The organism is Actinomycetospora straminea, assembly GCF_028737255.1.
Lineage (GTDB): Bacteria > Actinomycetota > Actinomycetes > Mycobacteriales > Pseudonocardiaceae > Actinomycetospora > Actinomycetospora straminea.
Genome location: NZ_JAQZAN010000004.1, coordinates 210,886 through 233,780 on the forward strand (window position 1 = coordinate 210,886; position 22,895 = coordinate 233,780).

At 75.5% G+C, this 22,895-nt stretch carries 19 protein-coding genes and 1 pseudogene; 13 read left to right on the plus strand and 7 right to left on the minus strand.

What is annotated here, in order from left to right; genetic code table 11:
- Positions 1 to 55: 55 nt before the first annotated feature.
- From PH190_RS08415 to PH190_RS30755, 3 genes and pseudogenes are all read right to left on the minus strand, one after another.
- Positions 56 to 892 (minus strand): ABC transporter permease, encoded by an 837-nt coding sequence (locus tag PH190_RS08415; protein WP_274231046.1) that lies wholly within the window; start codon positions 890 to 892, stop codon positions 56 to 58.
- Positions 889 to 2,514 (minus strand): ATP-binding cassette domain-containing protein, encoded by a 1,626-nt coding sequence (locus PH190_RS30750; protein ID WP_420791603.1) that lies wholly within the window; start codon positions 2,512 to 2,514, stop codon positions 889 to 891. The genes PH190_RS08415 and PH190_RS30750 overlap by 4 nt, the downstream gene beginning before the upstream one ends.
- Positions 2,515 to 3,010: 496 nt before the next feature.
- Positions 3,011 to 3,838, minus strand: a pseudogene (locus PH190_RS30755) (alpha/beta hydrolase); the annotation flags it as partial.
- A 305-nt stretch (positions 3,839 to 4,143) separates the two neighbouring features.
- Between PH190_RS30755 and PH190_RS08425 the strand changes: the two are divergent.
- The 5 genes from PH190_RS08425 to PH190_RS08445 all read left to right on the plus strand — a co-directional run bounded on the left by PH190_RS08425 (position 4,144) and on the right by PH190_RS08445 (position 8,980).
- Entirely contained in the window at positions 4,144 to 5,196 is a 1,053-nt protein-coding gene (locus tag PH190_RS08425) for a TerC family protein (protein ID WP_274231047.1), read from the plus strand.
- 73 nt (positions 5,197 to 5,269) lie between these two features.
- Positions 5,270 to 6,433 (plus strand): hypothetical protein, encoded by a 1,164-nt coding sequence (locus tag PH190_RS08430; RefSeq protein WP_274231048.1) that lies wholly within the window; start codon positions 5,270 to 5,272, stop codon positions 6,431 to 6,433.
- Complete coding sequence (locus PH190_RS08435; RefSeq protein WP_274231049.1) at positions 6,430 to 7,431, plus strand: ABC transporter ATP-binding protein; 1,002 nt, start codon at positions 6,430 to 6,432, stop codon at positions 7,429 to 7,431. The genes PH190_RS08430 and PH190_RS08435 overlap by 4 nt, the downstream gene beginning before the upstream one ends.
- Complete coding sequence (locus PH190_RS08440) at positions 7,428 to 8,450, plus strand: ABC transporter permease (protein ID WP_274231050.1); 1,023 nt, start codon at positions 7,428 to 7,430, stop codon at positions 8,448 to 8,450. The genes PH190_RS08435 and PH190_RS08440 overlap by 4 nt, the downstream gene beginning before the upstream one ends.
- An 89-nt stretch (positions 8,451 to 8,539) precedes the next feature.
- Positions 8,540 to 8,980, plus strand: a complete 441-nt coding sequence (locus PH190_RS08445; protein ID WP_274231051.1) for a response regulator — start codon at positions 8,540 to 8,542, stop codon at positions 8,978 to 8,980.
- On the opposite strand, the gene PH190_RS08450 is transcribed toward PH190_RS08445, so the two are convergent.
- Entirely contained in the window at positions 8,923 to 10,596 is a 1,674-nt protein-coding gene (locus PH190_RS08450; protein WP_274231052.1) for a sensor histidine kinase, read from the minus strand. The genes PH190_RS08445 and PH190_RS08450 overlap by 58 nt on opposite strands.
- Positions 10,597 to 10,662: 66 nt before the next feature.
- On the minus strand, positions 10,663 to 11,493 hold the full coding sequence (locus PH190_RS08455) for an esterase/lipase family protein (protein ID WP_274231053.1): 831 nt from the start codon (positions 11,491 to 11,493) through the stop codon (positions 10,663 to 10,665).
- A gap of 52 nt (positions 11,494 to 11,545) precedes the next feature.
- Between PH190_RS08455 and PH190_RS08460 the strand changes: the two genes are divergently transcribed.
- On the plus strand, positions 11,546 to 12,469 hold the full coding sequence (locus PH190_RS08460) for an SCO6745 family protein (protein WP_337993802.1): 924 nt from the start codon (positions 11,546 to 11,548) through the stop codon (positions 12,467 to 12,469).
- Between the two features lie 2 nt (positions 12,470 to 12,471).
- Here the strand turns inward: PH190_RS08460 and PH190_RS08465 are convergent, their stop codons facing one another.
- Positions 12,472 to 12,675, minus strand: coding sequence for a hypothetical protein (locus PH190_RS08465; RefSeq protein WP_274231054.1), 204 nt, complete (start codon positions 12,673 to 12,675; stop codon positions 12,472 to 12,474).
- 80 nt (positions 12,676 to 12,755) lie between these two features.
- On the opposite strand from PH190_RS08465, the gene PH190_RS08470 reads away from it, so the two are divergent.
- From PH190_RS08470 to PH190_RS08480, 3 genes are read left to right on the plus strand one after another with little or no spacing between them, the layout of a single operon-like run.
- Positions 12,756 to 13,757: an FAD-dependent oxidoreductase gene (locus tag PH190_RS08470; RefSeq protein WP_274231055.1), complete on the plus strand. Its 1,002-nt coding sequence runs from the start codon at positions 12,756 to 12,758 to the stop codon at positions 13,755 to 13,757.
- Between the two features lie 43 nt (positions 13,758 to 13,800).
- Positions 13,801 to 15,723, plus strand: a complete 1,923-nt coding sequence (gene typA, locus PH190_RS08475; RefSeq protein ID WP_274231056.1) for a translational GTPase TypA — start codon at positions 13,801 to 13,803, stop codon at positions 15,721 to 15,723.
- Positions 15,724 to 15,740: 17 nt separating this feature from the next.
- Positions 15,741 to 16,445 carry a DedA family protein gene (locus tag PH190_RS08480; RefSeq protein ID WP_337993803.1) on the plus strand — a complete coding sequence of 235 codons (705 nt, stop codon included), beginning with the start codon at positions 15,741 to 15,743 and terminating at the stop codon, positions 16,443 to 16,445.
- 34 nt (positions 16,446 to 16,479) lie between these two features.
- On the opposite strand, the gene gndA is transcribed toward PH190_RS08480, so the two are convergent.
- Complete coding sequence (gene gndA, locus PH190_RS08485; RefSeq protein WP_274231057.1) at positions 16,480 to 17,916, minus strand: NADP-dependent phosphogluconate dehydrogenase; 1,437 nt, start codon at positions 17,914 to 17,916, stop codon at positions 16,480 to 16,482.
- Positions 17,917 to 18,063: 147 nt separating this feature from the next.
- Between gndA and PH190_RS08490 the strand changes: the two genes are divergently transcribed.
- The 4 genes from PH190_RS08490 to PH190_RS08505 all read left to right on the plus strand — a co-directional run bounded on the left by PH190_RS08490 (position 18,064) and on the right by PH190_RS08505 (position 22,053).
- Positions 18,064 to 18,540 carry a GtrA family protein gene (locus tag PH190_RS08490; protein ID WP_274231058.1) on the plus strand — a complete coding sequence of 159 codons (477 nt, stop codon included), beginning with the start codon at positions 18,064 to 18,066 and terminating at the stop codon, positions 18,538 to 18,540.
- Positions 18,541 to 18,709: 169 nt separating this feature from the next.
- On the plus strand, positions 18,710 to 19,522 hold the full coding sequence (locus PH190_RS08495; protein WP_274231059.1) for a GH12 family glycosyl hydrolase domain-containing protein: 813 nt from the start codon (positions 18,710 to 18,712) through the stop codon (positions 19,520 to 19,522).
- 54 nt (positions 19,523 to 19,576) lie between these two features.
- Positions 19,577 to 20,929, plus strand: coding sequence for a histidinol dehydrogenase (hisD, locus tag PH190_RS08500; RefSeq protein WP_274231150.1), 1,353 nt, complete (start codon positions 19,577 to 19,579; stop codon positions 20,927 to 20,929).
- A 2-nt stretch (positions 20,930 to 20,931) separates the two neighbouring features.
- The gene (locus tag PH190_RS08505; protein ID WP_274231060.1) at positions 20,932 to 22,053 is read left to right on the plus strand and encodes a histidinol-phosphate transaminase; all 1,122 of its coding nucleotides are present in this window, start codon (positions 20,932 to 20,934) and stop codon (positions 22,051 to 22,053) included.
- Positions 22,054 to 22,895: the final 842 nt, after the last annotated feature.

Here is a 22,895-nt window from a genome sequence, read left to right on the forward strand (position 1 = left end):
TGGCGTCCAGTGAGAGCGTGGACGCCAGGCTGGCACACCCGGTGCGCCGTCCGGGCTAGCTGGTGATGTCCTTGCGGCGGAAGTACCAGACCGCGGTGGCGCCGAAGGCGATGCACCAGACGAGGGCCGAGAGCACGCCGTTGGCGAGGTCGGAGCCGTCGACGTCGAGGGTGAGCAGGTCGGCGAAGGCGAAGACCTCGTGGGTGGGCAGGAGGTTGCGGATCGAGCCCAGCGCGTCGACCGTGTCGAGGATCTGGGACAGGATCGACACCAGCACCGCGCCGCCGACGGCGCCGAGCGGGGCGTCGGTGACCACCGAGAGCAGGGTCGCGACCCCCGCCACCCACAGCAGGTGGATCGCCAGGTAGGCGACGGCGAGCAGGATGCGCACGAGCGCCGTGCCGTAGGGCAGCGACTCGCCGGTGGGGGAGAGGTAGTCGCCCGCCCCGTAGACCAGCGTGCCGAGCAGCACGGCCACCACCGGGAGCACGACGAGCGTGGCCAGCGAGAGCAGCGCGGCGACGATCGCCTTCTGGCGCAGCAGCCGCACGCGCGGCACCGGGATCGCGAGCAGGTAGCGCAGTGACGACCACGACGCCTCGCTCGCCACCGTGTCCCCGAAGAACAGCGCCACGACCACGACGAACAGGAAGCTCGCCGACGAGAACAGCGCGAACACCGCGAAGTTGACCCCGGACGCCTGCGCGAGGTCGGTGAGGCTGGTCGCCGCGGCGCCGGGGGTCGGGTCGTCGCCGACCGAGAAGGCGATCCACAGGATCACCGGGAGCAGCGCGAACAGCCCGAGCGTCACCTGGGTGCGCCGGCGCCGCCACTGGCGCGCGAGCTCCACGCGCACCGGCAGCGTCCGGGACCCGTCCACCGTGGTGCTCACGACGAGCCCTCCTCACCGATGAGCGCGAGGAACGCGTCCTCGAGGCGGCGCCGCGGCCCGACGCCGCGCACCGAGAACCCGGCCTCCACCAGGGTGCGGACGACCTCGGCGCGGTCGACGCCGCCGAGGTCGACGAGCACGACGTCGGTGTCGGCGGGGTCGGGCTCGACGTCACGGACCCCGTTGCGCCCGCGCAGCACCGAGACCGCCTCGTCGCGGCGCTCGGCCACGGTGACCGCGACCTGCCCGCCGGCGACGAGCTCGGCGACCTCCCCGGTGGCGACGACCCGGCCCCGGTGCATGACGACGACGTGGTCGCAGGTCTGCTCCACCTCGGCGAGCAGGTGGCTCGACACGAGCACCGTCCGGCCCCCGGTCCGGGCGTACGACACGAGCACCTCGCGCATCGCGTGGATCTGCGGCGGGTCGAGGCCGTTGGTCGGCTCGTCGAGCACGAGGAGGTCGGGCAGCCCGAGCATCGCCTGGGCGATCGCGAGGCGCTGGCGCATGCCCTGGGAGTAGGTGCGCACGGCCCGGTCGACGGCGTCGCCCAGCCCCGCGATCTCCAGCGCCTCCTCGAGGTGCGCCTCCCCGCGGGGGCGCCCGGTGGCGGCCCAGTAGAGCTCGAGGTTGTCACGCCCCGTGAGGTGCGGCAGGAACCCCGCGCCCTCGACGAACGCGCCGACGCGCCCCAACACCGGCGCGCCCGCCACGACCCGGCGCCCGAAGAGGCGCAGCTCGCCGGCCGTCGGGGCGATGAGCCCGAGGAGCATGCGCAGCGTCGTCGTCTTCCCGGCGCCGTTCGGGCCGAGCAGGCCCAGGACCTGGCCGCGCTCGACGGTGAACGAGACGTCGTCGACGGCGACGAGCCCGCTGGCGCCCCGGAATCCTCGTGTGAAGGTCTTCGAGAGCCCGCGCACCACGAGCGGCGTGTCCGCGAGCCCCTCCTCGAGCGCGAGCGCCCCGCCCGGCTCGAGGTCGCGACGACGACGCCGGACCGCGAGGATCCGCGCCACCAGCCACGCGACGAGCACCCCGAGCAGCAGCACGCCGGCGGCCACGAGCGGGGCGATCGGCACCGAGGTCCCGCTGCGGACGTCGCCGGGCACGGTCGGCACGGCGAGGGACGCCGTGCCCGGGGAACCGGCCAGCCCCACCCGGTACACGGCAGGCGGCACCGCCGCGGCGTAGGCCTGGTCGGTGGTGGACAGGACGACCTCGAGCCGGTGGCCGGCGGCGAGCGTCGCGACCACGGCGGGGAGGCTCACCGTCACCTCGGTCGGCGTCGGACCCGGCGCCGGCAGCCGCAGCGGCGAGACCGCGTTGCCCAGCAGCGTGCGGTTGCCGGGCGCGGCCCCACCGGATTCGACCCCGCCGGCGGCCACGTCGTAGACCTTCGCGAAGAGCACCGGCTCGCCCGCCGGCCGCCCCGGCACCGACGCCACGGTCACCCGCACCTGCGGGGACCCGGCGATCACCGTCCGGGCCGCCAGGGGGTCGGTGGAGAAGCGCGCCGCCTGGCCGGGCAGGTCGGTCGCGAGCCGGCCGAGCAGGGCCGCGGCACCACCGCTCGAGCCGCCACCCCCCCCCCCCGGGCGCCCCCCCGCCACCCGAGCCGCCACCCGACCCGGAGTCCTCGTCGTCGTCACCCGATCCACCCCCGGCCGCGCCCCCGGCGAGGCCCGCGAGCCCCGGCACCGCCGAGATCGCCGACGGCGCGCCGCCGGCCGGGGCGACGACGTCCTGCGGCTCACCGCGCAGGGGCAGGGCCGTGCGGGGCGCGCCCGCGCCGCCGTCGATGCCCGGATAGGTGCTCGCGGTGATGGTGCGCTGGGTCGGGGCGCTGCGCGCCTGGACCCCGGAGGGGACGACGTAGGTGAACGCCGTGCCGGGGTCGGGGCCGGTGCCGGCGAGGTGGTGGTCGAACCACGCCTGCATGCGCTCGGCGGTGCGCCGGTCCGGGCCGCCGCCGTCGTGCCCGCCCGCGAACCAGCTCACGGCGACCGTGCCCCCGCCCGCGGCGATCTGGCGCGCGGTGGCGTCGGCCTGGTCGAGACCGAAGAGCGTGTCGCGCTCGCCCTGGACCAGCAGCGTCGGCGCCGTGATCCGGCCGGCGACGCTGGCGGGCGAGGCCCGGGTGAAGAAGTCCGCGAGCTCGGCGGGCTCGCGCCCGGAGGTGACCGCCGCGACGTACCCGGCGCACACCTCGGGCAGGAACCGGCCGCAGACCTGCGGCGCCTGCTGCTCCTGGCCCGGACCGGGCCGCGTCCCGCTGCCGAAGAAGATCGCCGCCCACGACCGCTTGAACACCCCGTCGGGCTCGGCGGCGCTGGCGGCGGGCGTCGCCGCGAGCGGGGCGGCGCCGGGCTCGCCGGCGCGGTCGGGGAAGAGCGCCTGGCCGAGGTCGTTCCAGGTGATGATCGGGATCGTGGCGTCGACGCGGCGGTCGTAGCCCGCGAGCAGCAGCGCGAGGGCACCGCCGTACGACGCCCCGGTGACGCCGACACGCGGGTCGCCGGGCGCGTCCTGGCGGACCTCCGGGCGTGCGGCGAGCCAGTCGACGAGCTGGCCGGCGTCGGCGACCTCGTAGTCGGGGGAGTTCAGCGCGATCTGCCCGGTGCTCGCGCCGAATCCGCGCGCCGACCAGGCGAGCGCCACGTAGCCCCGCTCCGCCCAGGTGCGGGCCTCGGCGGCCACCGACTGCTTGCTCCCGCCGAACCCGTGCGCGACGAGCACCGCGGGCGCCGGGCCGGTCGTCGCCGGGAGCCACAAGGTCGCGTCGAGGCTCTGCGGCTGGTCGCGCGCCGGGCCGTCGCGCACCTCGATCCGGAGGTCCTCGCTGCGCACGGTGCCGGCGGTGCCACCGGGCGCGGCCGCGACCGTGGAGAGCCCGAGCAGACCGACGGCGAGCACGACCCCGAGGACCCGGAACGGGCGGTAGATCACCCGCGCACGCTATCCCGCGGCGTCTGAGCCGGTCGTGAGCAACTCAGGTGGGCCGGCCGGGCGCCGCGGGTGCGCAACGCCACGCCGGGGTCCCCGGGCTCCGGCCTCACACGGCTGCCACACTGGCCCGCGGAGGGGAGTATCCCCACGCGTCGGCCTCGTCAGCACGGCCGCCGGACCGGTCGAGGTGACCGGTGCCGGTGCCCGGGGCCCACGGTCGCCCGAGTCCGAGAGATCCGGGTGGCGGGAGAGACCTCCGGTGTCCACGTCTGCCCTGACGTCGCCGGAGATCGGAGTCCCGCCGCATGTACGTGCCGTTCTGGGTCTGGGCCCTGACCATCGTGGGTCTGCTCGCGGTGCTCGCCCTCGACCTCGCCATCGTCGGCCGCCGCCCCCACGAGGTGGGCGTCCGGGAGGCCGCGCGCTGGGTGGGCGTGTACGTCGGGCTCGCCGCGCTGTTCGCCGTCGGCCTGTTCCTCGTGGCGGGCCGGGACCCGGCGACGGCGTTCGTGGCGGGCTACGTCACCGAGTACTCGCTCTCGGTCGACAACCTGTTCGTCTTCCTGCTGATCATGAGCGCGTTCGCGGTGCCGAAGGTCCACCAGCACCGCGTGCTGCTCTTCGGCATCCTCATCGCGCTCGTCCTGCGCGGCGCGTTCATCCTCGCCGGCGCCGCCGTCATCGAGCGGTTCAGCTGGGTCCTCTACCTGTTCGGCGCGTTCCTCGTGCTGACCGCGGTGAAGGTCGTGCTCGGGGGTGACGAGGAGGAGTTCGAGGAGAACGCCCTCCTGCGCCTCGTGCGCCGCGTCGTGCCGGTGACCGACGACTACGTCGGCACCCGCTCGGTGGTCCGCCGCCGCGACGCGCGGGGCCGGCTGCGGCTGACGGCGACGCCGATGCTCATGGTGATGATCGCGATCGGCATGACCGACCTGCTGTTCGCGCTCGACTCGATCCCCGCGATCTTCGGTCTGACCACCGACCCGTACATCGTCTTCACCGCGAACATGTTCGCGCTGATGGGCCTGCGGCAGCTCTACTTCCTGCTCGGCGGGCTGCTCGACAAGCTCGTGTACCTGTCCTACGGGCTCGGCGTGATCCTCGCGTTCATCGGCGTCAAGCTCGTGCTCGAGGCGCTGCACGCGAACACGCTGCCGTTCGTCAACGGCGGCGAGCCCGTGGCGGTCCCGACGATCGGCATCGAGCTCTCCCTCGGCGTCATCGTCGGTGTGCTCCTGCTCACCACGGTCGCGAGCCTGGTCAAGGTCCGGTTCTTCCCGGCCGCGCCCGCGGCCGGGCACGGCGAGGACGACCCGGAGACGGCGGCCACGGGCGCCGACCGGGCCCCGGGCACCTGATCGCCTCGCTGTCCTCACCGTGCGGCCACCGCCCGTCCGTTTCGGTGGCACCCTCGATCGTGGACACGGTCGCGTGAGGGGAGTCGGGACGCCGGTGGCGGCACGGTCGGGGTGGGCATCGGGGCGGGTGCCGGGGTGGGCACTGTGGCGCTGGGCGGTGGTCGCGGCCGTGGCGGCGCTCCTCGTGGGGGTGCCGGCGGCGATCGCGGCCCGGCCGGGCGACGCCCGCGCCGACCCGGCGCAGCTGCGCGACCTCGTCGCCGCGTCGGCCGACCGGCCCTGGACCGGGTACGCCGAGGCCCGCGCCGCGCTCGGGCTGCCGCGGATCGCGCAGCTCGCGGACGTCACCACCCTGCTCTCGGGGGTGACGCGGATGCGCGGCTGGTACGCCGCGCCGGACCGCTCGCGCGTCGACGTGCTCTCGGCGGTGGGGGAGCGGGACCGCTACACGACCCCGCGCGGGCAGGCCGTGTGGGACTACGGCGCGGAGCTGCTGACGGTCGTCGCGCGCGACCCGCAGGTGCGCCTGCCCCGCCCCGAGGACCTGCTCCCGCCGGAGCTGGCCCGCCGGCTCCTCGCGGGCACGACGTCCGCCGACCCGGCGACCGAGCTGCCGTCGCGCCGGGTCGCCGGGGTGGACGCGGCGGGGGTGCGGGTCACGGTGGCCGACCCGGAGACGACGGTCGGGGCGCTCGACGTCTGGGCCGACCCGGCCACCGGCCTGCCCGTGGCGGTCGAGGTGCGGGCCAAGGGGGTGGCCGAACCCCTCATCACCACCGCGTTCGGCGAGCTCACCCAGGGCCCGCCCGACCCGTCGGCCCTCGAGCCGCGGCGCGGTCCGGGCGCCGGGGTGACCCGCAGCCCGACCTCCGACCTGTTCGGCGTCCTCGGCCGCGGGGACGGCTCGTCGCTGCCCGCGAGCCTCGCCGGCCGGGAGCGGGTCCGGCCCGAGCGCGGCTTCCCGGCGCTGGGGCGCTACGGCACCACGCTCGGCCAGCTGATCGCCGTGCCGCTGCCGCCCGACCTCGCCGCCACCCTGCTCGCCGGCATCGACCGCGCCGGCGCCGGCCGCACGCTGACCGTCGAGGGCCAGGGCTCGGCGCTGGAGACCCCGCTGCTGACCCTGGCCGTCGTCCGCAGCGACGACGGCGCGCGGGCGTGGGTGCTCGCGGGCCTCGTCCCGCCCGCCGCGATCGACAGCGGCGCCACCGACCTGCTCGCGGGGGGCCGCACGTGAGCGGGGACAACGGCACGACCCAGCGGATCGGCGCCCGCCGCGACCCCGAGCGGCTCGTCATCTCCACGCGAGGGCTGACCAAGCGCTACGGCGCGCACACCGCCGTCGACGGCGTCGACCTTCACGTCGCCGAGGGCGCCCGCTACGGCTTCCTCGGCCCCAACGGCTCGGGCAAGACGACGATGGTGCGGATGCTCCTGGGCCTGGTCTACGCCACGCGCGGCGAGATCACGGTGCTCGGGCGTCCGGTGCCGTCCCGGGTGGCCGAGGTGCTCCCCGAGATCGGGGCGATGGTCGAGGGCCCCGCGGCGTACCCCCACCTGTCCGGGCGCACCAACCTCGCGCTGCTCGACGCCGCCGGCCCGCGCCGCGACCGCGACGGCCGGCGTCGCCGCGACCGCGTCGAGGAGGTGCTCGAGCGCGTCGGGCTCGGCGCGATCGACCGCCGCCCGGTGCGGGCCTACTCGCTCGGCATGCGCCAGCGCCTCGGGCTCGCCGGGGCGCTGCTCAACCGCCCGCGGCTGCTCGTGCTCGACGAGCCCACCAACGGCCTCGACCCGCACGGCATCCGCGAGGTCCGTGACCTGCTGCTCGAGCTCAACGCCGCGGGCACCACGGTCTTCCTGTCCAGCCACCTGCTCGCCGAGATCGAGGCGCTCTGCACCACCGTCGGCGTCGTCGACCGGGGCCGCCTGGTGCTCGAGGACGACCTCGACGCGGTGCGGGGCCCGACCGGTCGCCTCGTCGTCCGCACGCCCGACCCGGACGCGGCGGCGAGGGTCCTCGGGGGCGCGGTGGCCGAGCGGCACGACCACACCCTCGTCGTCGAGGCCGCGCCCGGGGGCCCGCCCGCGCTCGCGCGCCACCTCGTCGAGCACGGCGTCCCGCTCGACGGGCTCGTCGAGCAGCGCCGGAGCCTGGAGGACGTGGTGGTGTCGTTGACGGGACCCGGGTCGGACACCTCGCGCGCGGCGCGACGGAACGGGGCGCGCCCGTGATCGGTGTCGAGCTCGTCAAGCTCGTCCGCCGCCCCCGGACCTGGGTGGCCGTGGGCCTGCTGTGCCTGCTGCCCACGGTGGTCGCGGTCTTCCTCGCCACGACGCGGATCTCCCCGCCGCCGGGGCAGGGCGCGGCGTTCCTGTCCGCGGTGCTGCAGTCCGGCTCGCTCTACCCGGCCGCCGCGCTGGCGCTGGTGCTGCCGCTCTTCCTGCCGATCGCGGTGGCGGTGGTCGCGGGCGACGCGGTGGCGGGGGAGTCGTCGCAGGGCACGCTGCGCTACCTGCTCGTGCGCCCGGTGCGCCGCACGTCGCTGCTGGTGGCGAAGCTGGTCGCGGTCGTGGTGTTCGTCGTCGGGTCGGTCGTGGCGGTCGCCGGGAGCTCCTACGTCGTCGGGGTCTCGCTGTTCGGGGCGGGCGACCCGGTGGCGGTGGTGCGCGCGCTGCCCGAGGTCACGGGCAGCAGCGACGACGCCGTCGCGGGCACCGGACCGGCCGCGCCCGCCGGCGGGCGCGGCCAGGTCGGCAGCTCGGACGCGGCGTCGGGCGGGCAGGCCGGCGCCACCCGGCCGGGCGCCGGTACCGGCGACGGCACGGTCGTCGCCGACGACCAGGCGGCCCGGGAGCGCGCCCAGGCGTCGGTGTCGTCGCTGTCGGGGGAGGCGCTGTCGCCCGCCGACCTCGCGGCCCGCCTGCTGGGCGCGATGGGCTACGTGACGGTGTCGATGCTCGGGGTGGCGGCGATCGCGCTGTTCCTCTCGACGGTGACCGCGTCCTCGCTCGGGGCGACCCTCGGCGCGCTCGCCGCGCTCGTGACCAGCCAGGTGCTGGTCAGCCTCGACGCCGCCGCGGCCGTCACGCCGTACCTGCCCACCCGCTACTGGCTGGCCTGGGTCGACTTCTTCCGCGACCCGATCTTCCTGCGCGACATCACCGCGGGCCTCTGGCTCCAGGCGGGCTACGTCGTCGTGCTCATGCTCGCCGCCTGGGCCAACTTCGCCACCAAGGACGTCACGAGCTGATACCACCGGTCAGCCGGTAGAGGGAACCGGCAGCCGTGTCTAGGCTGTCATGACCCCGAACCACTCACGGACAGTGAGAGCGAGCTCCCGTGCCGGTCGACGCGCTCGTCCTCCTCGTCGAGGACTCCCCGCAGGACGTCGAGGCCGTCGGGCGCACCCTCGCCCGGGCCCACCCCGGCGTGCGCCTCGAGGCCGTCGGCGACGGCACCGCGGCCCTCGAGCGGCTGGCCGACGCGGACGCCGAGCTGCCCGACCTCGTGCTCCTCGACCTCAACGTGCCCGGGCTCGACGGGCACGGGGTGCTCTCGACGGTCCGGCGCCGGGCGCCCCTCGACGGGCTGCCGGTCGTCGTGCTGACGTCCTCCACGCACCCCCGGGACGTCGAGGCCTGCTACCGGGCCGGGGCCAACAGCTACGTGGTCAAGCCGGTCGACCTCACGGCGTTCGGGGAGGTGCTGCGCGGCGTCTTCGCCTACTGGCTCGGCACCCTCACCGGGCACGGCAGGGTGAACCAGAACGAGCTGCCCTGACCCTCGGCGGACTCCACGCCGATCCGCCCCCCGTGCCGCTCGACGATCTTCCGGCTGATCGCGAGGCCCATGCCGACCCCGTCGGCCCGCCCCGGGTGCAGGCGCTGGAACGGGGCGAAGACCTGGTCGCGGCGCTCGGGCGGGATGCCGACGCCGTTGTCGCGCACGTACACCGCGCAGTCGTCCTCGCCCGACCCGGGCGGCAGCGGGCCGAGGCCGACCTCGACCCAGCGCGGCCCGTCGGCGGCGTACTTCACGGCGTTGACGACGAGGTTGGTCAGCACCTCGCCGAGCTGCACCCGGTCACCGCGCACCGCCGGCAGCCGCCCGTCGCGTCGCAGCTCCACGCCGGCGGCGCGGCAGCGCTCGGCGACGACGTCGGCGACCTCGTCGAGGACGCCGTCCAGGTCCACCACGACCGGGTCGAGGTCGCCGCGACCGACCTGCGAGTAGCGCAGCAGGGAGTCGAGCAGCTCGTCCATGCGCACCGCGAGCAGGCAGATCGTGCGCAGCCGCCGGAGGGACTCGGCGTCGAGCTCGGGGGCGTCCTCGAGCACGAAGCCCGCGGTCTGGGCGATCGCGCGCAACGGCTCCTTGAGGTCGTGGGAGGCCGCGTAGGCGAAGGTGTCGAGCTCGGCGTTGCTGCGGGCGAGCTCCGCGTTCCAGGCGGCGAGGTCGTCGCTGCGGCGCGCCGCGAGCTCGGCCGCCACCTCCGCGCGCACCTGCTCGTCGACCTGCACCGCGAGCAGCAGCACCGCCAGCAGCAGCACCGCGAGCAGCATCTGCAGGTAGACGTGGCTGATCCCCGGGGCGACGCCGAGCGTCGCGGAGAACCCGAGACCGACGGCCTCGCCCTGCGCGGCGGTCAGCGCGGTCCCCAGGCCGACGACCGCCACCGCGGCGACGCCGAGCCGCAGCGCGACCCAGATCAACAGGAGCACCGGCAGGAACACCAGGACCAGGGTCTGGGTCCAGAACAGGACCGCCGTGACGCCGACGGCGGCGACGGTCCCGGCGGCGGTGCCCAGCACCGCCCGACGGGTCCAGGGCAGGGTGAGGACGGTGAGCACCGCGGTGCCGACGACCAGCACCGCGAGCCCGTCGCCGAGCCACCAGCGGGCGACGAAGAGGTACCAGGGCCGGTCGGTGCCGGCGAGCGCGGCGACGAGCGCGCCGATGAGCCCCCCGACGAGCGGGGCGGCCAGGGCGGCGCCGAGGAGGAAGCCGGTCAGGTCGCGCCGGCGGCTCAGGTCGGGACGCCCGTGGGCGACGGTGCGGGTCAGCGCCGCGCCCAGTGCGGGCTCGACGGTGTTCGCCACGGCGTAGCCGACGGCCGCGGTGACGCTCAGCCCCGTCGCGAGGTCGGTCGCCACCTCCGCGACCGCAGCGCCCAGGAGCACCGCGGGCCACCACCGGCGCGCCAGCGCGCACAGCAGCGCCACCGTCCACCCCGCGGCGGGGAAGAACGACGGGCCGAGCCCGTTGGGGTCGAACCAGGACATGGCCGTGATCGCCGCGGCCGTGTAGCCGAGCCCGCTGACCAGGAACACCAGGCCGTGACGGGCCGCCACCGGGAGGCGGGCGAACGCCGGCCCGAGGGCGTCGAGCACGGACACCTGCTCATCGTGGGCGGCGGGCGGGGGGAGCCACAGCCGCCGTTCGTCAGATGACCCGGCGGTAGCTCACGACTCCCGCGCACCCTCGGTGCGCAGGTCGTCGCACTGGGTGGGATCGGCCGTCGGGAGGGGACCGGTGCCCAGGCCGCGCAGGACGAGACCGACCGCGAGGGGATCGGTCGGGAGCCGGGAGTGGGTGACGAGGGCGTCCGAGCAGACGTCCTGGAGGCGCACGGCGTCGGTGCCCGGCAGCTCGGCCGAGTCGGGCGGGGTGACGGTCTCGTCGTCGGCGGTCCACAGCGAGAGCCAGGGCAGGCCCGGCGGCGCGGTCGCGAGGCCCGCGAGCAGCGCGCTGCCCGGCGCGAGCTGCTGGCAGGCGCGGGGGCACGCGCCCGGCACGAGCGCCCCGCCGGCGGCGGCGAGCTCCGCGCCCTGCAGCGGCGACCCGAGCGTGACCACGCGGCGGACGGCGGGGGCGGTGCGGCCGCGGTCGAGGTAGACCCGCGTCGCGACCCCGCCCGCCGAGTAGCCGACGACGTCGACGGACGGGGCGCCGTCGTCGAGGAGCCCGCGCACGGTGTCGTCGATCGCCGCGCCCTGGGACACGAGGTCACCGGTGCCGCCGGAGGGCAGCTCGACGATGACCGCGCGCCGGCCCTCCTCCCGCAGCCGCTCGGTGAGCCCGAGGAACGCGGCGCGGTTGCCCCCGTAGCCGGGGACGAGCACCACGGCGCCGGGCACGTCCGGGTCGGCGGGCGGCGGGACGCGGACCTCGCGGGCCACCCCGACCCCGACCAGCACCGCGACCACCGCCAGGAGCGCCAGCAGCGCGAGCACGAAGGCGCGCCGGCGCGGGGCCAGCCCGCCGAGCGGTGCCCGCGCGGGCCAGGACGCCATGGCTCCCAGTGTGCCCGGGACGCGGTGGCGGTCGCCGTGAGACGGTGCTCGCGTGGCCGCCCCCAGCACCGACGACAGCACCTCTGCCCCGACCACTGCCCCGACCACTGCCCCCGCCGACGCCGCCGCGCTCGCGCAGCGCCTCGAGCCCCTCCACTCGATGATCTACTTCGTGCCCGAGGTGGGCGAGGAGCTCGCCGAGCTGGGCATCACCCGCGGCGCGGACCAGTACTTCGCGCAGCGCGCGGCACCGATGGGCCCGGTCGGGCCGGGCGTCGTCACTGCGACGTTCTTCAACTTCAACCCCGCGCGCGTGGCGCGGTCGGTGCCCGGCGTGTGGTCGCTCGCCGCACCTGCCGACGTCGTCAACGCCCGCCTGCGCGCCGCCGACCGCGCCCTGCGCCGGCTGCTCGGCGACGCCGCGTCCTCGGCGGCCGTCACCCGCGCGTCCGAGCTCCTGCGCAAGGCCTGCGAGGGCGCGACCCCGGAGGACCGCCCGCTCTACGCCGCGCACGCCGACCTGCCGTGGCCCGAGGAGCCCCACCTCGCGCTCTGGCACGGGGTGACGCTGCTGCGCGAGCACCGCGGCGACGCCCACCTGCACGCGCTCGTCTCGGCCGGTCTCTCCGGTCTCGAGGCGCTGATCACCCACGTCGCCACGGGGCGCGGCTTCACCGTGGAGTTCGCGCAGCGCAACCGCGGCTGGTCGCCCGAGCAGTGGGCCGACGCGAGCGCCGGCCTCGCCGAGCGCGGCCTGCTCGACGGCGACGGCGCGCTCACCGAGGCCGGGACGGCGCTGCGCGCGGAGGTCGAGGACCACACCACACGCATGTCCCTCGGCCCCTGGCGCCACCTCGGCGCCGAGGGCACGGCGGAGCTCGCCGAGACCTCCCGGCCGCTGTCGAAGGCCGTCCTGCCGGCCTTCGCGGTCGAGGGCGCTTTCGCGCCCCGCTCACCCCGCGCCGGGCAGGGCTGACCTCACCGCAGCTGCTGCGGCGTGCCCGCCGTCCCGTCGACCTTCCGCGCGCCCCGCCGGGCCAGCCAGATCCCGCCGCCGACGACGAGCGCCACCGGCACCAGCCACAGCAGCGCCCCGAACAGCCACTGCACGAGCGGCCAGACGACGCCGCCGACCACCACGAGCGCGCCGATCCCCACCAGTACCCACACCACGATCCTCATGACAGCGACACTGCGCCTCGCTGCGGCCGCGCGGATCGGGGTGCACCCTGAACCCGGTCTCGGGGTCGGGAGGGGTGCACGTGCGGGTGGTCGTGGTCGGCGCGGGGATCGTGGGCCTGGCGACGGCGTCCGCGCTGATCCGGGCGGGCGCCACGGTGCGCTGCGTCGACGCCGGCGAGCCGATGGGCGCGCGCTCGGCCGGTGACACCCGCATCTTCCGCGTCGCGCACGGCGACCCGGGGCTGGTGGCCGAGGCTCGGCGCGCCTCGGAGCTGTGGGACGACTGGTCGATGACGGCGGGCCGGACGTTGGTCGGCGGCGAGCGGGCGATGGTCAGCGGCCCGCGGGTGCCGGCGTGGTCGGCGGCCATGACCGCGGCCGGGGCGATCCACCGCGTCGACCGCCGGTCCGATCCCTGGGGCGTCCTGCACGACCCCGCGGGCGGCGTGCTCGACCTCGCCGCGGCCGGCGCCTTCCTCCGGGAGACGGTCCGGCCCGAGCGGGCGGAGGTCACCGCCGTCGCCGCCGACGGCACGGTCCACCTCGCCGACGGCACCACGGACGGGGCCGACGCCGTCGTCGTCGCCGCGGGCGCGGGCACGCCCGCGCTGGCCGCGCCGCTGGGCGTCGACGTCCCGGCCGGGCTCGAGCACCACGCCCGGTTCACGTTCGCCGGCCCGGCCGACCGGCCCTGCCACCTCGACGGACGCCCCGACGGCCCGCTCGCCAGCACCTACCAGCACCGCACCCGCGCCGGCCACTGGGCGGTCGGCGGGCACCTGCCCGACGAGGACACGGCGTGGGAGCTGGGCGCCGAGGAGGTGGCGCGCCGCTCGCGCGCGGCGGTCGTCGACCACGTCCGGCGCCACCTGCCCGAGCTCGACCCGACGCCGGTGGGCGAGCTGCGGTGCACGCCGCTGCGGGGCGCCGGGGACGGCGTCCACCGGGCGCGGGAGGGCGCCGTGCACGTCGTGTGGGGCGACAACCTGGCCAAGCTCGCACCCCGCATCGGCGAGCTCGTCGCGGCCGACGTGGTGGGGGACACCCCGGTACCCGCCGGTGAAGGGGATCACGCCCCGTAACCTGGAGGAGACGTCCACTCCCTTGTCCGGCTGGAGTTCCTGCGTGTCCGTCACCGCCCCCGAGCGTCCCGAGCCCACCACCGGGCGCGCCGACCTGCGCAACGTCGCCATCGTCGCGCACGTCGACCACGGCAAGACGACGCTGGTGGACGCCATGCTGCGCCAGTCCGGCGCCTTCTCCGCGCGCGCCGAGCTGGTCGACCGGGTCATGGACTCCGGCGACCTGGAGCGCGAGAAGGGCATCACGATCCTCGCCAAGAACACGGCGATCCGCCGCGACGGCGTGACGATCAACGTGATCGACACGCCCGGTCACGCCGACTTCGGTGGCGAGGTCGAGCGCGGGCTGTCGATGGTCGACGGCGTCGTGCTGCTCGTGGACGCCAGCGAGGGCCCGCTGCCCCAGACGCGCTTCGTGCTGCGCAAGGCGCTCGCGGCCCACCTGCCGGTGATCCTGGTCGTCAACAAGACCGACCGCGGCGACGCGCGCTGCGCCGAGGTCGTCGACGAGTCCCTCGAGCTGCTCCTCGAGCTGGCCACCGACCTCGGGCTGGACGACGACGTCGTCGCGGGCCTGCTCGACCTGCCGGTGGTCTACGCCAGCGCCCGCGCCGGCCGGGCCTCGACCGAGCGCCCCGCCGACGGCACCGTGCCGGACTCGCCGGACCTCCAGCCGCTCTTCGACATCCTCATGGCGCAGGTCCCGGCCCCCACCGACGACCCGGACGGCCCGCTGCAGGCGCACGTCACCAACCTCGACGCGTCGTCGTACCTCGGCCGCATCGCGCTCTGCCGCGTGCGCTCGGGGCGCATCCGCCGCGGCCAGCAGGTCGGCTGGTGCCGCGCCGACGGATCGGTCACCCGCGTCAAGGTCACCGAGCTGCTGCGCACCGAGGCCCTCGAGCGCGTGTCGACCGAGTACGCCGACGCGGGCGACATCGTGGCCGTCGCCGGCATCGCGGAGGTCACCATCGGCGACACGCTCGCCGACCCCGAGGACCCGCGCCCGCTGCCGCGCATCACCGTGGACGAGCCGGCGATCGCCATGACCATCGGCATCAACACCTCGCCGCTGGCCGGGCGGGGCGGGGGGGCGAACGAACGGCCGGGCACGAAGCTCACCGCCCGCCTGGTGAAGAACCGCCTCGACTCCGAGCTGGTCGGCAACGTCTCGATGCGCGTGCTGCCCACCGAGCGCCCCGACGCCTGGGAGGTCCAGGGCCGCGGCGAGCTGGCGCTGGCGATCCTCGTCGAGCAGATGCGCCGCGAGGGCTTCGAGCTCACCGTCGGCAAGCCCGAGGTCGTCACGAAGCGGGTCGACGGCAAGATCCACGAGCCGTTCGAGCGCCTGTCGGTCGACGTGCCCGACGAGCACCTCGGCGCGGTCACCCAGCTCCTCGCCGCCCGCAAGGGCGAGATGCTCGAGATGGCGCACTCGGCGTCCGGCCAGGTCCGGATGGAGTTCCGGGTGCCCTCGCGCGGGCTCATCGGCTTCCGCACGGAGTTCCTCACCGAGACCCGCGGCACCGGCATCGCCAACCAGCTCTTCGACGGCTACGGCCCCTGGGTCGGCGAGCTGCGCGCCCGCATCTCCGGCTCGCTCATCGCCGACCGTGCCGGCGCGGTGACCGGCCACGCCGTCGGGCTGCTCGCCGACCGTGGCGACCTCTTCGTCGGCCCGACCACGCCGGTCTACGCCGGCATGGTCGTCGGCGAGAACTCCCGCTCGGAGGACATGGAGGTCAACATCGTCCGCGAGAAGAAGCTGACCAACATGCGTCAGTCCTCGCAGGACGTCCTCGAGCGCCTCACCCCGCCGCGCATCCTGTCGCTCGAGCAGTCGCTGGAGTTCTGCGCCGAGGACGAGTGCGTCGAGGTCACGCCGGGTGCGGTGCGCATCCGCAAGGTCATCCTCGACGCCCAGGAGCGGCACAAGGCGCGCAACCGCGCCAAGCAGCCGTCCTGATCGGGAACCCCGTCGGCGTGACCGCACGTTGGACGATCATGCAGGCAACGGCCGCCGCGCCCGGCGGAGGCGGCATCGCCGGCTGGGCGAGCGACCTCATGGCGACGCTCGGGGCCCCCGGCGCCGGGATCATCGTCGCGCTGGAGAACGTCTTCCCGCCGATCCCGAGCGAGGTGATCCTGCCGCTCGCCGGGTTCGCCGCGGGGCGCGGCGAGTTCTCGGTGCTCTCGGCGATCGCGTGGACCACCGGCGGCTCCGTCGTCGGGGCGGTCGCCCTGTACCTCGTCGGGATGCTCGCGCCGGAGCACCGGGTGCGGCAGGCGCTCTCGAAGATCCCGATGGTGCACCTCGAGGACGTGCAGCGGGCCGAGGGCTGGTTCGACCGGCACGGCCGCTGGGCGGTGTTCCTCGGGCGGATGGTGCCCGGCATCCGCAGCCTGGTGTCGCTGCCCGCGGGCGCGCGACGGATGCCGTGGTGGGAGTTCGGGCTGCTCACGGCCCTGGGCAGCCTGATCTGGAACAGCGTGTTCGTCTACGGCGGCTACGCCCTGGGCTCGCGCTGGTACCTCGTCGAGCGGTACTCGGGCGTGTTCCAGGTGGTCGTGCTGGTGCTGCTCGCCGCGCTGGTCGCGTTCATGTTGTTCAAGCGCTACCGGCGACACCGCCGCAAGGTGAAGGCGATGAACGCCCCGACGGAGCTGATCGAGCGCCCGGACCGGTGACCGCGTCAGCGCCCCGGGCGGCCGATCGCGCCTCCTAGCGCTCCTCCTGCGGGCGACCCTCCTCGGCCCAGCGGGTGTGGAAGGTGCCCTCGCGGTCGGTGCGCCGGTAGGTGTGCGCGCCGAAGAAGTCGCGCTGCCCCTGGATGAGGGCGGCGGGCAGGCGCGAGGCGCGCAGGGCGTCGTAGTAGGCCAGCGCCGTCGAGAACCCCGGCGCCGGGATCGCGAGCTGCGCGGCGACGGCCACGACGCGCCGCCAGGCGTCCTGCGCGCCGGCCAGGGCCTCGGAGAACGAGGTGTCGGTCAGCAGCGTGGGCAGGGCGGGGTCGCGACGGTAGGCGGCGGTGATCTCGTCGAGGAACCGCGCCCGGATGATGCAGCCGCCGCGCCAGATCGAGGCCACCGCGCCGAGGTCGATCGTCCAGTCGTACTCCTCGGCGCCCGCCTGGATCTGGTTGAAGCCCTGGGCGTACGCGACGATCTTCGAGGCGTAGAGGGCCTGCTCGATGTCCTCGGCGAAGCCCTCGGCGCCGGCGCCCTCGAGCACCCCGGCGGGGCCGGGGAGGCCGCGGGCGGCCTCGCGCAGGTCGCGGTGCCCGGACAGTGAGCGTGCGAACACGGCCTCGCCGATGCCCGTCACCGGCACGCCCAGCTCCAGCGCGCCCTGCACCGTCCAGCGGCCGGTGCCCTTCTGCTCGGCCTCGTCGGCGACGACGTCGACGAACGGCTGGCCGGTGTCGGCGTCGACGTGGTCGAGCACCTCGGAGGAGATCTCCATGAGGTAGGAGTCGAGGCGCCCGGAGTTCCACTGGCGGAACGTGTCGGCGATCGCCGACGGCTCCATCCCGAGGCCCTTGCGCAGCAGGTCGTAGGCCTCGGCGATGAGCTGCATGTCGGCGTACTCGATGCCGTTGTGCACCATCTTGACGAAGTGGCCCGCGCCGTCGGCCCCGATGTGGGTGCAGCAGGGCTCGCCGTCGACCTTGGCCGAGATGTCCTCGAGCAGCGGCCCGAGCGCGTCGTAGGCCTCCTTCGGCCCGCCCGGCATGATCGAGGGGCCGTTGAGGGCGCCCTCCTCGCCGCCGGACACGCCCATCCCGACGAAGTTGAGGCCCTTCTCCGACAGCGCCTTCTCGCGGCGGCGGGTGTCGAGGAAGTGGGCGTTGCCGGCGTCGATGACGACGTCGCCCTGCTCGAGCAGCGGGACGAACTCGTCGATCACCGCGTCGGTCGCCGCCCCCGCCGGGACCATGAGCACGATCCGGCGCGGGCGCTCCAGGGCGTCGACGAACTCCTGCGCCGACTCCGCGCCGATGAAGGTGCCCTCGTCGGAGAAGTGCTCGACGAGGTCCCGCATGCGCTGGGCGCTGCGGTTGTGCACCGCCACGACGTGCCCGTGTCGGGCGAGGTTGCGGGCGAGGTTGCGCCCCATCGTGGCCAGGCCGCTGACGCCGATCTCGGCTTTCGCACTCACGCGGTGCAGAGTGCCCACCCGACCGTCGGTCACACCAGTGCCTGTCGTGATCGACCGGGTGGCCTGTCGCGGGAGTTCACCGGACCGTCATCCGGCCGTCGGCGGATTCCCGGCGGGCGCTGTCGCCGGCCCGCTGGGATGGCGGGCGTGACGGAGACCCCGGGCGCGCAGGAGCGCTTCCGCCGGATCTGTGCCGGCGTCGTCGGGGTCCTGCCGGACCCGCTCGAACGCCTCGTCGCGCCGAGCATGGTCGGGTTCTGCCTGGTCAACGGCGTCACCTTCGCCGTCGACCTGCTGCTGCTGACACTGCTGATCGACGCCCTGCGCCTGCCCCTGTGGCTCGGCATCACGGTCGCCTACGGCACGGCGTTCACGCTGAGCTTCCTGCTCAACCGGTGGCTGAACTTCGACCCGGAGCGGCCCGTCGGCGTCCAGGTCGTGCTCTTCGTCGCCGTCGTGGTCGTCAACTACGCGGCGATCGTGCTGGGCGTGACCCAGGGGCTCGCCGCGGCCGGCACGCCCTACCAGCTCGCCCGCCTCGCGGCCGGCGTGTGCGAGGCGGTGTTCATGTACTGCGCGATGCGCTGGGTGGTGTTCGGGCGGCTCGGGGCGCCGGCCGCCTGACACCGAGCGGCGGCACGCGGCGCAGCACCCGGACGCCCGGCGCTGCGCCCTCCGGGCGATCGTGCGCTGACATCGGACGTCTCTTCGTCACGACCCGTAACGACCTGGCCGGGGCGCACGGTGAGGCGGGTACCGGCGGCGCGCCGGGATCACGGGACAGGGGGACGCGATGGGACGCGGGGCAGTGGTGGGGCGCGGACGGTCGGTCGCCGCCGCGATGGGGGCGCTGCTCGCGCTGCTCGCGTCGGTGGTCCTGCTCGCGGGATCGGCCGTGGCCGCGCCCGCCCCGACGCCGCTGAGCACGTGCGACAAGTTCGGTTCGTTCCCGCTCGGCGGGGGCGTGTACGTGGCGGCGAACAACGTCTGGGGGGCCGACACCCGCCAGTGCATCAGCAACTCCGGGGCCCGCACCGACTCCGGCTTCGTCATCGACACCGCCGAGCACGTCAACACCACGGCCCCGGCGGGCTACCCCTCGATCTACCGCGGCTGCGTCTACGGCTACTGCACCGGCGGGAGCCCGTTCCCGCGGCGCGTGGACCAGCTCGGCACCGTGACCTCGTCCTGGAGCACCAGCGGGCCGACCGACCCGGCGAGCACCTACAACACCGCCTACGACCTCTGGTTCGACCCGAACGCGAACCAGCCCGGCCGCAACACCGGCGCCGAGCTGATGGTCTGGCTCAACACCACGGGCGTGCAGCCGATCGGGGACAAGGGGCCCACCGTGGCCATCGCCGGCGCCTCCTGGGACGTCTGGCAGGGCACGCTCGACGGCCTGCCCGTGATCTCCTACGTCCGCACCGTCGGGACGACGTCGGTGAGCAACCTGCCGCTGCACTCCTTCGTGGCCGACGCCACCACGCGGGGCGTCGTGCAGCCGTCCTGGTACCTGACCAGCGTCCAGGCCGGCTTCGAGCCCTGGACCGGCGGGGCAGGGCTGCGGACGATCTCCTACTCGGTCACCCAGAAAGGCCGCTGACCGGGCGCGACGCCTACCCTGGACGGCGTGCCGGACGCGTCGAAGAGGTCCCCCCTGCTCAGCCGGATCGACCTGCGTCCCGGGCACCGCGACGGTGACTTCCCGGCGCCGGGAGCGCTGCGGTCGATGCTGCCGCGGGCCGCGGTCGACGTCGACGCCGCGGTCGAGCGGGTGCGCCCGGTGATCGACGCGGTCCGGGAGCGCGGGGCCGACGCGGCGCTGGAGTACGCCGAGCGGTTCGACCGGGTGCGCCCGGAGACCGTGCGGGTGCCCGCGGCGGCGCTGCGTGAGGCCCTCGACGGTGTCGACCCGGAGGTCCGCGCCGCATTGGAGACGTCGATCGAGCGCGCGCGGGCGGTGCACGCCGACCAGCGGCGGACCGACAGCACGACGCAGGTGGTGCCCGGGGGCACGGTCACCGAGCGCTGGGTGCCGGTGGCCCGGGTCGGGCTGTACGCGCCGGGCGGGCTCGCGGTCTACCCCTCGAGCGTCGTCATGAACGTCGTGCCGGCCCAGGAGGCGGGCGTCGAGGGGCTGGTCGTGTGCTCGCCGCCCCAGGCCGAGTTCGGCGGACGGCCGCACCCGCTCGTCCTGGCCGCGGCGGCGCTGCTCGGCGTCGACGAGGTGTGGGCGGTGGGCGGCGCGCAGGCGGTGGCGCTGCTCGCGTACGGCGGCGGTGAGAAGGGGGACACCGACGGCGGCGCGCTCGAGCCCGTCGACATGGTCACCGGCCCGGGCAACGTCTACGTCACCGCCGCCAAGCGGGTGCTGCGCGGGCGCATCGGCATCGACTCCGAAGCCGGCACCACCGAGATCGCGATCCTCGCCGACCACACCGCCGACCCGGTGCACGTCGCCGCCGACCTCGTCAGCCAGGCCGAGCACGACCCGGCGGCCGCGTCGGTACTGGTCACGACCTCACCGGAGCTCGCCGACGCCGTGGACGCCGAGCTCGACGCCCAGGTGGCCACCACCAAGCACACCGAGCGGATCACCACGGCGCTCTCGGGCCCGCAGTCGGGCACGATCCTCGTCTCTTCGGTCGAGGACGGGCTGCGGGTGGTCGACGCCTACGCCGCCGAGCACCTCGAGATCCAGACCGATGACGCCCGCGGAGTGGCCGCGCGCGTGCGCAACGCGGGCGCGGTGTTCGTCGGCCCGCACAGCCCGGTCTCGCTCGGCGACTACTGCGCGGGCTCCAACCACGTCCTGCCCACCGGCGGCTGCGCCCGGCACTCCAGCGGCCTGTCGGTGCAGACGTTCCTGCGCGGCATCCACGTCGTCGACTACTCCGCGGACGCGCTCGCCGAGGTCGCCGACCGCGTGGTCGCCCTCGCCGACGCCGAGGACCTGCCCGCACACGGGCAGGCCGTCACCGCCCGGTTCGGGCGCCGGAAGGACCGCTGAGGATGTCCGACGTCCTCGGCGCCGGGATCGTGCTCGACGACCTCCCGCTGCGCGACGACCTGCGCGGGCGCAGCCCCTACGGCGCCCCGCAGCTGCAGGTCCCGGTCGCGCTCAACACCAACGAGAACCCGTTCCCGCCGCCCCCCGCCCTGGTCGACAGCGTGGTCGCGGCGACCCGCGAGGCGGCCGCGACGCTGCACCGCTACCCCGACCGCGACCACGTCGCCCTGCGCTCGGCGCTCGCCGCCTACCTGACGCGGGCGACGGGCGTGGGTCTGGCCACCGAGAACCTGTGGGCCGCGAACGGGTCGAACGAGGTGCTCCAGCAGCTGCTGCAGGCCTTCGGCGGGCCCGGGCGCCTCGCGCTGGGCTTCGAGCCCTCCTACTCGATGCACCCGATCCTGGCCGCGGGCACGCGCACCGAGTGGGTCCCGGCCCCGCGCCGCGACGACTTCTCCCTCGACGCGGACCAGGCCGTCGACGTCGTGCGGGAGAAGCGCCCGGACGTCCTGTTCGTGACCACGCCGAACAACCCCACCGGCCAGTCGACCCCGCTCGACGAGCTGCGCGCGATCGCCGAGGTCGCGCCGGGGCTCGTGGTGGTCGACGAGGCGTACGTCGAGTTCTCGTCGGGCCCCTCGGCGGTCGAGCTGCTCGAGCCGCTCGGGCACAAGCTCGTCGTCAGCCGCACGATGTCCAAGGCGTTCGCGTTCGCCGGCGGGCGGCTGGGCTACCTCGCGGCGGCGCCGGCGGTGATCGAGGCGCTGATGCTCGTGCGCCTGCCCTACCACCTCTCGGCGCTCACCCAGGCCGCCGCGCTCGCCGCCCTCGAGCACGCGGACGAGACCCTGGCGCTGGTGGCCACGCTGTCCCGGGAGCGCGACCGGATCGCGGCGGCGCTGGCCGACCTCGGCGCCCACGTCGTCCCGAGCACGGCGAACTTCCTGCTCTACGGCGGCTTCCCCGCCCGGCACGTGGATGCCCACGCCGCGTGGCAGGCCTACCTGGACGCCGGCGTGCTGGTCCGCGACGTCGGCATCCCCGGGATGTTGCGCGTGACGGTCGGGACGCCGGAGGAGAACGACCGCTTCCTCGAGGTCAGCGCGGACGTCCTGCGGGCCTGACGGGTCCGGCCGGTCACGCGGCTCGCCCGGTCGGCGACGGATGCTCGCGCGAGCTATGCCCGAGATCGCGTCGAGAACGCCGCCCGCTGCCCGCTGCCCCGATGAGCGTGTCGGTCTCGACGCGATCTTGGGCCTAGGTCCCGCGCCGCCGTGGTCGTCATCCCCCGCCGCGGTCGCCGCCGACGCTCCCGACCCTCCCGGCCCTTGCGGCCGTCGGGGCCCTCGTCGGCCCTCGCGGCCCTCGTCGGCCGTCGCGGCTGTCGTCGGCGTGGGCGTCGGCGTGGGCGTCGGCGTCGGGCGACCCGACCGGTCGCTTCGGTCAGCTCAGCCGCCCTCGGCAGAGCTACGCACAAGATCGCGTCGAGAACGCCGCCGGCTGCCGAGGTAGATGTGTCGGTCTCGACGCGATCATGGGCAGAGCTTCCGCGGCGCCGTGGTCGTCGTCGTCGCCCGCCACGCTCCCGCTGAGGACGCATCAGCGTCGTCTGAGTAGGGCGACGCGACCGATCTCCCGGGTCAGCCCGTTCGCCCTCCGCGGAGCTGTCGCGTCGCGACCCGCCCCCGACGCACTCGGTGACCCCGGTGTGCCGTTGGGCGGCGAGGTCGACGCGTCGTCCTCGACGCGATCTTGCGCATAGGTCCCGCGGATCAGGCTCAAGGTCCCTGGCCTGCCGGTCGCGCTGTGCGGCCCGGTCGGTCGGCGAGGCTCGGCGACATCGGTCCGCGCTCGCCGTGGCCGGCGCCGTGGCCGGTCTGTCCGATAGGCCCGATCACGCTCGAAGAGGCCCGGTCGCGCTTGTCGGAGCTGTGCACAAGATCGCGTCGAGGCCCCACCCCGCCTC

Excerpts from the sequence above, each read along its gene's own strand:
- PH190_RS08425 (WP_274231047.1), top strand. The coding sequence starts at position 4,144 with ATGTACGTGCCGTTCTGGGTCTGGGCCCTGACCATCGTGGGTCTGCTC.
- PH190_RS08455 (WP_274231053.1), bottom strand. The coding sequence starts at position 11,493 with ATGGCGTCCTGGCCCGCGCGGGCACCGCTCGGCGGGCTGGCCCCGCGC.
- PH190_RS08505 (WP_274231060.1), top strand. The coding sequence starts at position 20,932 with ATGTCCGACGTCCTCGGCGCCGGGATCGTGCTCGACGACCTCCCGCTG.
- PH190_RS08465 (WP_274231054.1), bottom strand. The coding sequence starts at position 12,675 with ATGAGGATCGTGGTGTGGGTACTGGTGGGGATCGGCGCGCTCGTGGTG.
- PH190_RS08495 (WP_274231059.1), top strand. The coding sequence starts at position 18,710 with ATGGGACGCGGGGCAGTGGTGGGGCGCGGACGGTCGGTCGCCGCCGCG.